Source organism: Clostridium sp. LS, from assembly GCF_002760435.1.
Lineage (GTDB): Bacteria > Bacillota > Clostridia > Clostridiales > Clostridiaceae > Clostridium.
Window position 1 is genome coordinate 60,746 of the sequence record NZ_AUUU01000051.1, and the last position, 12,961, is coordinate 73,706.

The 12,961-nt window shown below is 27.5% G+C and carries 9 protein-coding genes; 1 reads left to right on the forward strand and 8 read right to left on the reverse strand.

What is annotated here, in order from left to right; translation table 11 throughout:
- Positions 1–192: 192 nt before the first annotated feature.
- From COL3_RS13575 to COL3_RS13585, 3 genes are all read right to left on the reverse strand, one after another.
- Positions 193–2,037, reverse strand: coding sequence for an ATP-binding protein (locus tag COL3_RS13575; protein WP_008420860.1), 1,845 nt, complete (start codon positions 2,035–2,037; stop codon positions 193–195).
- A 99-nt stretch (positions 2,038–2,136) separates the two neighbouring features.
- A complete protein-coding gene (locus COL3_RS13580) occupies positions 2,137–3,525 on the reverse strand; it encodes an FIST N-terminal domain-containing protein (RefSeq protein ID WP_008420862.1) in 1,389 nt (462 codons plus the stop codon).
- 161 nt (positions 3,526–3,686) lie between these two features.
- Positions 3,687–4,982, reverse strand: coding sequence for a homoserine dehydrogenase (locus COL3_RS13585; RefSeq protein ID WP_008420864.1), 1,296 nt, complete (start codon positions 4,980–4,982; stop codon positions 3,687–3,689).
- A 541-nt stretch (positions 4,983–5,523) separates the two neighbouring features.
- Here COL3_RS13585 and COL3_RS13590 point away from each other — a divergent pair.
- Positions 5,524–6,504: an LCP family protein gene (locus COL3_RS13590; RefSeq protein WP_242982135.1), complete on the forward strand. Its 981-nt coding sequence runs from the start codon at positions 5,524–5,526 to the stop codon at positions 6,502–6,504.
- Between the two features lie 195 nt (positions 6,505–6,699).
- Here COL3_RS13590 and COL3_RS13595 read toward each other — a convergent pair whose 3' ends face one another.
- The 5 genes from COL3_RS13595 to COL3_RS13615 all read right to left on the reverse strand — a co-directional run bounded on the left by COL3_RS13595 (position 6,700) and on the right by COL3_RS13615 (position 12,642).
- The gene (locus COL3_RS13595; protein ID WP_008420869.1) at positions 6,700–7,845 is read right to left on the reverse strand and encodes a DegT/DnrJ/EryC1/StrS family aminotransferase; all 1,146 of its coding nucleotides are present in this window, start codon (positions 7,843–7,845) and stop codon (positions 6,700–6,702) included.
- 74 nt (positions 7,846–7,919) lie between these two features.
- A complete protein-coding gene (locus tag COL3_RS13600; RefSeq protein ID WP_008420872.1) occupies positions 7,920–8,624 on the reverse strand; it encodes a WbqC family protein in 705 nt (234 codons plus the stop codon).
- Positions 8,625–8,660: 36 nt separating this feature from the next.
- Complete coding sequence (locus COL3_RS13605; protein ID WP_008420874.1) at positions 8,661–10,133, reverse strand: lipopolysaccharide biosynthesis protein; 1,473 nt, start codon at positions 10,131–10,133, stop codon at positions 8,661–8,663.
- Positions 10,130–11,140: a glycosyltransferase family 2 protein gene (locus tag COL3_RS13610; RefSeq protein ID WP_008420877.1), complete on the reverse strand. Its 1,011-nt coding sequence runs from the start codon at positions 11,138–11,140 to the stop codon at positions 10,130–10,132. Before COL3_RS13610 ends, COL3_RS13605 begins: the two co-directional genes overlap by 4 nt.
- Positions 11,141–11,148: 8 nt before the next feature.
- The gene (locus COL3_RS13615; RefSeq protein ID WP_008420879.1) at positions 11,149–12,642 is read right to left on the reverse strand and encodes an oligosaccharide flippase family protein; all 1,494 of its coding nucleotides are present in this window, start codon (positions 12,640–12,642) and stop codon (positions 11,149–11,151) included.
- Positions 12,643–12,961: the final 319 nt, after the last annotated feature.

Below are 12,961 nucleotides of genomic sequence, written 5' to 3' on the forward strand. Positions count from 1 at the left end.
CATCTACATTCAACAATTGCTTAAAAAACTTAATAAAAGTAAGTTATAGTGATAAAATACTATATTTTTTTAACTTTTTCCTATATTTTAGCTGCACATAATATAATTGTATGAGTAAAATACGAAATATGTACTTTTAATTTAATTTTACCTTAAATTTCAGAAAACAAGATTCCTTTATAGTAAAATTTTCTACTCTTCATAACTATATATATCTGAGAATTCAATGTTTATCTTTTCTATACAGTCTTTACCTATTGAATCACAAAATGAAAATTCCTCTATCACTTCATCCACTAACCCATATGGGATATAAATAATGAACTCTGTCCCAATTCCAATACTGCTTTTAACAGATATTGTACCTTCGTGCAATTCAATTAATGATTTTACAAGGGAAAGTCCTATTCCACTTCCTTCATGATCCCTGTTTAATGACTTATCAACTTGTACAAAGCGTTCAAATATTGAATCTATTTTTTCTTCTGGAATACCTCTGCCTGTATCCTGTATTCTTATACAAATTTTCTCTAAACAATCTTCAATATTCACCATAATACTTCCACCAAAAGGCGTAAATTTTATTGCATTTGATAATAAATTTAGTATAACTCTTTCTATTTTTTCTGGATCACAAGCAATAATTTTTTCTTCAATATCAGTATCAAATATAAGGGATAAACCTTTACTTTCAACATAATCAACTACAGATAAAGTGATATTTTCAACTAAGCTTACTAAATCAATATTCTGCTTACTAATATCAAAATACCCTGAATCAATCTTGGTTATGTCAATTAAATTATTAATTAATCTTAAAATCCGATAGCAATTTTGCTTCATTATTCTCGTATATTTAAATATATCCACAGACTCATCTATAACTTCGCAATTCTTAAGTTTCAATTCATGCATCTGAAGTGCCGAAAAAATTACATTTAAAGGTGTCCTTAATTCATGTGATATATTCGAAAAAAATTCCGTCTTAATTCTATCATATTCTTTTAACTCATTTAATAATTTTCTTTCTTTCTCAACGTTTTTTTGAATTTCTTCCATATGTTTTTTTTCCGTAATATCTATAGCAATTCTCATAAATAGCTTATGCCCATCTTGCATTTCACCAATATATGCTGAGTAAAAGTTCCAAACTCTAACTTCTTGGTAACGTGTTCTAATGGTATATTCGCCTTCATCTAATCTTGTATCAGATAAAAATAATTTGATATCCTTATCACCTATATCTGATGTGAAAACTTCTGATATTTCTGCCCATCCAGAAATAGTTGGAATATCGTTATTTGTATAGCCTGTTATTTTAGTCCATGTTCTATTAAGTTTTTTGACTTGACCATCTTCAGTATATAACATTATAGGCACAGGAGCTTCCTCAATGGAATAACGAAATTGTCTTTCACTTTCTTTTAAAGCTTCTTCTGTTTTCGTTCTTTCATTAATTTCTTCTTCCAATATAATATTAAATTCCTTCAATTCTAATGTTATATCATCTATCTGCTTTGTTTTTTCATTAACTTGTTTTTCTAAGACTTGATTTATTTTTGTCAATTCTTCATTAATTCTTTCTAATTCATTATTGGGTGTACTGAAATCATCTTTTAACTTTTCAATTTCATTTTCCATTAACTTAAGTTTTAATTGTGTCTCTATTCTTGCAATAACTTCATATTCATTAAGAGGTGTACATAGGTAATCCGCCCCGCCCATATTGAATATTCTATCCTTATTGATTTTTTCAGTTTTATTTATAAAAATAATTGAAATTTCGTTAAGTTCACTATCTTTTCCTAGAGCATCGCTTATTTCATATCCACTTTCTTCATTAATACTGATATCTAATATAATTATATCAGGCAGATTTTCTTTTATATATTTTAAAACAAGTTCATCATTTCGTATATTTATGATATGTTCATATCCTTTATTCTTAAGAGCTCGATATAATATATTCGCATTGTCATCACACTCGCCAATAATAAGTATATTAGCTTGATTCAAAAAAAATTGCATGTTTTTCATTATTTTAGGCCTCACTTTGATATATTCTATTTAAAAAATGAAAAATAAATGCTAAAATTGTTTCTTATCTATTTTAATTACACCTGTTACCATAACTCCTTATATAATAAGCTTTGATTTAAAAACAATCATAGCAGATGTATGATTCATATGCCCAATGAATTGTTCTCCATATCCTGAAAACCCTATAGTTGGAATATCTTTGAATATATCAGCATACTCTTTCACTAAATTTTTTCTTTCTAATTCTAACGCTCTATGGGTACATTGAAAATTTATAATACCATCTAATCTTTCAAATTCATTTAATTTCTTTTCAATTACTTTTTTTGTATCTTCAATAATATTAGTAGCTTTAAGGAGTTTTACTTCCATGCCCTCAAGTATATTGCAATAAAAAGATAAACTTGTTCCCACTACTTGCTGTGGCCCCCGTACATATATATCGTTTTCTCCTGCTATCAATCCCAACGGATTTGTCATAAAATATTTCGAAACATCATCAATTGAGGATGCATTTACAGCCTTAGCATACTCGACAATTGCTGGCCTATTGTTTAATTCTATGACTTCACGTTTTTCTTCATTAACCTTATTGGCTATAAATGTATAATCTAATGCTTCAAAACTTTGAGTCTTAATAATACCAAATTCAGCATTATCGTTAACTTTCAGCAATATTAGAACAGCTGCATCAGTATATGCGCACCCATTTGCAGAAACAAAGGTTCTTAAAAATTTATTATCATCTCCAGCTGACCCACCAACAAAAAGAACATTAGTCCTATTGCCTATTAAATCCATTATTTTTTCTTCCTTCATACTAAGGCCATCGGTTAAAGTCATACCAATATACTTTTTCGTATCCATATTGTAAAGACTCTCATTAAAATAATCTTCAAATGAAGTAAAGGTGTTTTCTAAATTTAAATCTTCCTTTATGTTCTCGATTACTTCAACTTTAATATCTGAAATAATATTTGAATTAATAGCCATTGCTACAACTGAGTTTTTTAACATATGTCCGTTTGTTAATTCTCCAGCCGTAGAACACCCGACAACAATGCATTCCTTGAAAGCTTCTTTCATAAGCTTACTAAGCTTTTGTTGGTTGAAATTAGAAGATGCAAAAAAAACTATCAACCGTATATCTTTAATATTCAATTGATTCTTTATATCTATAACAACTTCCTCTTCTATATATTTTGTTGAGAAAGAAGATTTTATATTTACTCCCTTATTATCAAAACATTTCACGTTTAATTGTTTTGCAATTTTAATAAGTTTTTCAATAATTTCTATATCGTCTGGAGAATTATTATTAAACTTATTTGGGTTGATTCCTTTTAAGATTAATTTAGCTATAGTCATTTCCGATATAGCTGGATTACCTTTAGACCGTTCATTAATAATTTCATTAATCATTTCTTTTATTTTCCCTGGCAAAAATATCACTCCTACTTTAGCTTCTATTTTAAGCCCACTCAAAACACTCCTATAATAATGCACTTTTATACCAAAACATATATTATTATAACATACAATTTCTATTTTTTACTTAATTTTCATCAAAATACTATGTTTATTTTATATTTTTTCTAAAAATATAAAACACTACCTAAATATATTAGGCAGTGCTTTATATAAAATTATTTAAAATCTTCTATTCTTATTATATTATCAATTTTATTGACTGATTTAAGATTTTTTATTTCTTCAATTGCATTGTTAATTTCAGCTTCGTTTGTCCTATGAGTAACTAAAACTATAGTTACCTTCCCATCTTCTTCATCACCTTTTTGAATTACTGAACGAATACTTACATTATGCCTTCCAAGTATAGCTGTAATTTCTCCAAGTACTCCTGATTCATCTAATACATTGGCTCTAATATAGTACTTGCTTTCAACAGAGCCCATGTCTAAGATTTCTCTTTTCCATAAATTATTCTTTACTACTGGATTAGGATTTTCTGTGTCAACATTACTTCTAACTATAGAAACTATATCACTTACTACAGCACTACCTGTTGGAAGATCTCCTGCTCCTCTTCCATAAAACATTAAATCCCCAACTGCATTACCTCTTATAAATACTGCATTATAAGAATCATAAACATTTGACAGTGGATGCTTTTTAGGAATCATTGTAGGATGAACTCTAAGTTCTACCTTGCCATTAATCTCTTTAGCTATTGCCAATAATTTAATTCCCATTTTAAATTCCTTAGCATACTCCATATCAACAGCTTCTATTTTTGTGATTCCTTCTCTATATACATTCTTAACATCTATTTTAGAACCAAAGGCTAAAGCTGCAAGTATTGCTAACTTATATTGAGCATCATATCCTTCAATATCTGAAGTTGGATCTGCTTCAGCATATCCCTTTTCTTGAGCTTCTTTTAATACATCATCAAAATCAGCACCTTCAAGTTCCATTTTGCTTAAAATATAATTTGTTGTTCCATTTACAATACCATAAAGAGTCTCTATTTTATTTGCTGTTAAACTTTCATCAATTCCTTTTATAATCGGAATTCCTCCAGCTACACTTGCCTCATAACTAAACATTATTCCCTTTTCATCAGCCTTTTCAAAAAGTTCATCTCCGCCAGTTGCAAGCAGCATTTTATTAGCAGTTACTATATGCTTTTTCTTCTCCATGCATTTTAGCATATAATCCCTAGCAGGCTCCATTCCTCCCATGACTTCAACAACAATTTTAATACTATCGTCTTCCAATATCTCATTAAAATCTGTAGTTACAAGTTCATTTGGAATATCCACGCCTCTTGGCTTATTCTTATCTCTTACAAGGACTTTTGCCACTTCGACTTCTGATCCACATCTCTTCATGATCTCTTCTTTATTAGAATTCAAGATCATCCAAACACCACGACCAACATTCCCCAATCCTAGTAGTGCTATTTTTACTTTTTTCATTTTGTGCCCCCCTTAAGTTTGCGTATAAAAACATTACGTATATCCATTTAAATAATAGTATACCTATTAATTATAATTCCTATATCAACTTTTGGCTATATTTTTTATTAAATATTCTATATTTCGGTAAAAATATACCTTCAAATATATATTAAGGTATTTGAAGGTAACTAATCCGCTACCATTTCTTATGCGCTCCATGAAAAAAACATAATACAACAGCAACTAATAAACAATAAATCACAACTATTTTTACCATTACTCTTACCAACTTTCTTTATTGTAATTTGCTTTAATTATATGAATTTAAAATTTACAATATCTCTAAATTTTTACTTTACAATAATATTATATACTAATACTTATGTAAAGAATAAAAAAAAATACTTAATAATCTTTTATGTAAATCAACATATATGCTCTAATTTTTGCATATATTCTTATGATATTACTTAGAAAGGATTATAAAGTGATTAATAAAATTAATTTTAAAAAAAATAACATGCCCTCAAACAATGGAATTTCTCATAAGAATAATATAATGGTATTAAAAAAAATTGGTCTTTCTATCCTAATTATTATGTTTATAGTTTTTATAGTATTTGTTCTTTTAATATTTTACTATCTAAATAAAATTAATAAAATTGATTTAAATACCGTAGCAATTAATAATGATAGTAATACGGAACAAAATGTAAATCCTGTTCAAAATAACAACATTCTCACAAAAGAAAAAGAAGATAGTATAGATAATATAGCTCTATTTGGTATAGATGAAACAGACGGAGTTTCCGGACGTTCAGATTGTATTATGATATTAACTATTGATAATAATCATAAGGAATTAAAGTTAAGCTCAATAATAAGAGATTCTTATGTTAATATTCCTACAAAAAATAAAAAAGATAAAATTAATCATGCTTATGCCTTCGGTGGGCCTAAACTTGCCCTTGACACTCTTAACGAAAACTTTAATTTGAATATTGATAAATTTATTACTGTTAATTTTTCATCCTTGCCTAAAATAATTGATAATGTTGGTGGAATCACATTGGATATAAGTAATGAAGAACTTAAGTATATAAATGGATATATACACCAATTAAATTCACTAAATAATACTACTTCCCCTGATATCGTTTCTCCTGGAAGTCAATTAGTGAATGGCACTCAGGCCTTAGCTTATTGCAGGATAAGGTACACTGCCGGTGGGGATTTTGAAAGAAGTCAAAGGCATAGAACTGTACTAAATAAGTTGCTTGAGAAATCTAAGACTATTCCCATAACTCAATATCCTCCTCTATTAAGTGAAGTACTTCCTATAGTTCAGACAAATTTAGAAAAAGCTGATATCCTTTCTCTTGTAAAAGATATAAATTCACTTAGAAATCAAACTCTATTGCAAGATAGATTTCCATATGATGGTGATGGAAGTGGAAAGCTTATAAGCGGTATTTATTATTATGTATTTGATGAAGAAGCCACAACTAGAAAACTTCATTACTTTATTTTTGAAAAGTAAAATTAATGGGCTATATAGTATCAATCCTTACAAGTAAGGCTGGTGCAAAAAAATATGATACAATAATTATATATTGTATTATATTTTTTACACCAGCCAATTCTTAGCATTCATAAATTTATAACCTTTACTCATTTTTAAATAACATATCTTTAATTGCCGATTATTTTATTTGATTGAAGTTTATAAAATAAGTTAACTAGTTTCAGCAAAATTTTTCTTAAAACAAATTATGGATTTAATAATCTCAACTATATTTACTGCCTCTTCTTTTTCTAGTCCCGCATATATAGGTAATACTAATATTCTATCTACAATATGTTTAGCATTAGTTATGTCGCTGTCGTCATATACCCCTTTGTAGCAATCAAAATCAGTTACTAGAGGATAAAAATACTTTCTAGTAAATACATTATATTCCTTTAATTTATTATATAACTCATTCCTGCTTACACCAGTGATTTCTTCATTTACTATTATTGGGAAGTAAGAATAATTATATTTTACATTTTCATCTTCCTTAACATAATATATTCCTGGTATCTCATCTAGCTCTTCCCGGTAAACTTCTGCTATAATTTTGCGCTTTCTAATTTCTTCATTAATGTACCTTAAATTAATTAGTCCCATAGCAGCTTGAAACTCATTCATCTTTGCATTTATTCCCAAACACTCAACCGTTTCTTCATCTACAATACCAAAATTCCTTAGTTTTTTGAAGTATGATTTCAAATTTTCACTTTTAGTAGTTAATGCTCCGCCTTCTATAGAATTATATACCTTTGTTGCATGAAGAGAAAACATAGATATATCTCCAAAGTTTCCTATGCCTCTCCTATTATATTCAACACCGAATCCGTGCGCAGCATCATAAATTACCTTTAAGTTGTACTTTTTTGCTATTTTATCTATTGCTGCAACATTACAAGGATTTCCAAATACATGTACTGGAATTATTGCACAAGTTTTATCATTTATTAATTTCTCTATTTTGTTTTCATCTATAGTAAAATCGCTTAATTTTATATCGCAAAACACTGGTTTTAAATTATTCATGACTATTGCATGAGTTGTTGATGCAAATGTAAATGGAGTTGTTATTACTTCTCCATTAAGATTTAACGATTTTATTGCTATATCTAACGCAGCATGTCCATTAGTAAACAATATTACATTATTTACATCTAAATATTTCTCCAATGCGCCTTCCAATTCTTTATTGATTTTACCATCATTAGTCACCCAATTACTATCCCATATCTTTTTTATCTCATCCATATACTCTTTAATTGGCGGCAAAAAAGTTTTAGTAACCATAATAGGAGTTTTAAAAGCATTCATTCTACTTACCTCATTCCCTAAATAAAATATATACAAACTACAAATATTTAATAATTTCAAGTATACCGATATTGTTATATTAAGGTATACTGATTAAGTAATTCTTTAACTTGTTCCTTAGAGTTAAACATAAGCACATCTACTATAGATAAATTAGGTATAAACTTATTATTATATTGCTTATATTCAATATTATTTGTCTTTATAAAATACAAATCTATTGCTCTTTCTTTAAAGTATTTTTTAGAATAAATCTCAATTCCACCTATAGCATTTATATATACATTGCCATTTAATATCTTAACCATTTCTATTACCATATCTTGGCACTTAAGATTCATATCATCAAAAATATCCGATGCTTTTAATAGCGGTGTTTTTATTCCCATATATGTGCATATTTTCTGTATGCTGTTGTAATTAAAACTCCCAATGTCTGAATTATTATCATAATCTAATATTTCACATATTAAAGGCATCACTTTTAAAAAATATGGTGCCTTTTTATAATTTATTTCTATGGTTTTTAATAATCTATTACTTTCTTCCTTGAATCTATTGGATAAATATCTTTCATTTATATTGGATCTGGCAGATCCCTTCTTTAAGCTTAGAGTAAATCTTACAGCTTCATTGTTAATTAATAATCTATTTCTATTAATCCATCCTCCCTTTATAAATTGAACAGTGTCATCTAACACATACTTATCTACGCAATTTATAAGTTGGAAGTATCCAAGATACGGAAAAAGATATGGTTGCATTATTGCTACTCTCATTACTATTCCCCCTAATAGTTTTACATTTTATTATTTTTACTTACTTAATATCCTTCTATGTTTGAATTGTGTAACAAATTCTAAAATGGTGTTTAACTCTTCCCTTTTTATAATTTTGTTTAAAAGCAAGTAACTCAAAATGCCTAATAGGATTTGAATTAAAAGAATAATAATATTACTAAATGAAAAAATCATTCCAAAACAATACACTATTACTCCCATAATTACTGAAGTAAAGAAATTAGAATATATATCATTAATTTGCTCTCTTATGGAATATCCGATAAGAATATTTGAGTAACATGCATTTATAAAATAAGTGATATAGCATTCTAAGACAATTCCCCACATAATGCCCATCATTCCGAGTCTTAAAGCTAACACTAGTATTATTATTGATATTCCTATAATCTTTTTAACTACCTCTAATTTTAAAAATAAATCCGACCTACCTTTTACCTGCAATATATTCAAATTGATTGAATGAATTGGATATAACATTCCCTCTAAACATAATATTTGAAAGTAAATAATAGAATGGCTCCATTTTTCTCCAAATAATAAGGTGATCATAGGTTGTCCTATTGCAGCTAACCCTGTCATAATAGGAAAGATTATAAAGGTACAGTTTTTTATTATCTTTTTATAACCAGATTTTAACTTATTATCCCCACCTTCTATATTACTAAGAACAGGATAGCTGACTTTTTGAATTGCACCTGTTAGCGATTGACTTACGGTACATTTCAATTTATCTGCATTAGTGTAATATCCAAGCTCTAATGCAAAAAAGCTCTTTCCTATAATAAGATAATATAAATTGTTGTAAAAGGTATCTAGTAAACTTGAAGCCAACATCTTCCACCCATATTTAAAAAATTTCTTAAAAGAATTAATATCAAAAATTAAAGCTGGCACCCATCTGTTATATAAAAATAACAATATTGTTTGTATGAAACTCATTGATAAAGTTCTTATTACTAGACTCCATATACCCATACCAATTATTGCAGCTACAATTCCAATGCCTCCTGAGAGTAATGAAGAAACAGCATTAATCTTAGCTTGAGTCTTGAAATCTATTTTTTTAATTAACATTGTCCGTTGTATAAGTCCAAATGAATTAATTATTAAACTTATTGAAAGTATCCTTAAAATATGAATCAATATTCTTTCATTAAAAAAATTACTTATTGCCGGTGCTGAAAAAAATAAAATTATATATAATAAAACAGAAATTATCAAATTAATATAAAATATAGTTGAATAATCTTTTTGGCTAACTGTCTTTTCTCTGACCAAAGCATTACTAAACCCGCCATCTATTAAAGTATTTGATATTGATATAAATATAGTAATCATTCCAATTACACCAAAATACTCAGGAAGCAGTATTCTTGCAAGAATTATTTGAATTACAAATTGAAAACCTTGATTCATAATTAAATCTAAGAAGCTCCAGAGAAATCCATATATAGCTTTTGATTTTAAACTTTTCTCATGTTTCATATTTTTCTCCCAAAAACTGAATATTTAATTTGACATAAAATCTGATCTATTATATTCTTTATAGGCCTGTAAACTTTATTTACTACCTTATACATTTTAGGGTTGAATGACTTTACATATATTCCAATTTTAGCTTTAATACCAAGCTTCTTGTAAAACTCTTTATACTTAGGCTGTTTCAATTTTTTTATATCGCCTTTAATGAAATATAATTGATATTCATATAGCTTTTTTCTTTCTTTAATCTTTTTAGAATATTTAAATTGAGAGTATATATTAAAATTGTCCAATATAGAAATAAGCTCCTCTTGATTTTTGACTATTCTCTCTTCATCATTTAATCTATAAAATAGATTAAATGTTGCTGAATTTTCTACTCCTACTCTATATACAGACATAATATCCTTCATGTAATGCGCATAACCCTTACTTGTTATTATTAACTGTGAAGGAAGGTCGCCAACAACCGCAGTTTCATACCAATATGGAGGATTTTTCATAGCATTTTTTAAATACACTCTTGATGCTGTTGGAATAAATCCTAATTTTGCAATTTCACCACAATCAAGTTCTTTACTATCCATTTCTTTTGAAATCATTGTTCCTATTATGTTTCTTTTAGTATTTATTTTATATGCATTATGAAAACATAAGGTACAGCCTGGATTCCTCTCCATATAATCAATTTGTTTTTGTAATTTATATGGATCTATCCAGAAATCGTCACCTTCACACTCTGCTATATATTTTCCGCGTGAAGCCTCATAAACTCTTTTTTCATTATTTGCCATACCTACATTCTTTTCTGAAGTAATAAGCCTTATTTTTTCTGGATGCTTTTTCATATAATCCCTTATTATTTCTCTCGTATTATCTGTACTGCAATCTTCTCCTATAATGATTTCGTATTCAAAATCTGTTTTTTGATTTAAAAAACCTTCCAAAGCGTCCCCTATATATTTTTCATGATTATAGGTAATACAATTAATGCTAACTAAAATGCTCATATTTTTCCCTACTCTTTTGAAATTTTCAATTTAACAGCAATATTAAATAATATTCTAATTTTATTTATTAATCTTTTTAAAACTAATTCCTTACACCTGTCAATTACTTCATTTTGAATCTCATCTTTCATCCAAAATAAAATGGATATATATACTAATATTCCAACTATTACTTGAACTACATTTGCTACAAAACCATTTTTAAAATATCCACCTATAGGAGTGATAATTACAGCCATTATTATCGCCGCCATTGCATATTTAATAGTGCTAATTAACATTGACCCAATAGGTAGTTGTTTTCTAACCAAAATCATCTGAATGCCAATTCCAATAAACTCTGCTAAAATTAAAGAGATCACGGCCCCGTATGCTCCATATTTCCCTATTACTAACACATTCATAATTAGATTAATAGCTGCTGCCAGCAATATTGATATTGTATATTTATTTTCTTGTTTTGTTGCAATTAAATATTGAACCCCAATAATATTAGCCCAGCTCACGGCTACTATTATTGTAGAGCTTATTTCTAATAACTGGCCTATTACTGAATACTCATAACCTAAAAACCAAGAAATAAGAATCTTTGAAATTGCCATTATTCCTATAGCCATTGGAATTGATATATATGAAATAAACATAAACGTTTTTTTTACCACTTCTCTTACATCTTCCTTCTGACCTTTCCCCACCATATTTGCAACCCTAGGCATTAATACTATTCCAACAGATGATATTAAGGATAAAATCATACGGATTATTCTCTGTGAATAGTCATAAAATGCTACCTGCTCCGTTGTTGATAATACTCCTACCATTGTCCTCGCAAGTAATGTATAAACTTGAGTTGCGACTTGAGGAAGAAAAAGAGCCATCAATGGTTTAATAGTTCCTTTAATTATTTTCAAATCAATTTGTACCCTCTTCATATAATGAGGAAGATAAATCCACATTATTACCGTTCCACCAATGCTTATAATTGCAGTAAGAAATATATATAAAATTAGATCTTTAGAACTTTTTACAAAGATAAAAATACTTAAAACTCCAATTAATTTTACCAAGCTATTTCTTATAACTATTTTCTTGAAATCTTCTAAACCCATAAAAAGCCATGATATGTCAAGCATAACTGATATTATGTTTAATCCTTGTGCTACATACACTAATTTGTATTCTGTTATATAAAACAAAATTGAACAATAGTATATAATTAAAGAAATTGAATTGGTAATTAGTTGAGTTGTAAACAAACTCCAAAATGTTCTATTGATCTTTATTTTGTCATCTCTTACATATGCTATTTGGCGATTACCATACATTTGCATTCCTAACATTCCAAATAACATAAAATAACTAACTATAGATAATGTATACGAATTTAATCCCATTTGATCAGGTGTAAATATTCTAGTCATATATGGCATTGTAATAAGCGGAATAAATAAACTCATTATTTGATATAGGGTATTATAGATATAATTTTTTATAACACTCATATTTTTACCTCTTAGTACTTCAAAATTATAATCATTTCTTGTTTTACTTACCAAATATTAAATTTTCGAATTATATTGTTACTTTCTTTTATAAAGGCTTTATTTCAAAGATCATCATCTACCTTCCTATGTAAATTTTATTAAAATACTTTATTTTAATTTCATAGAAATATTGAATTTTATACTTAACAATATTTTCTTATGTTTTATATTATTCATTAAAGTGTTATTATATGATTTTTTCTTAAATAAATTTTAAAAATCATCTGCAAATTAAACTTATACAGTAAAATAACAATTACTAAATATGGATCCTATA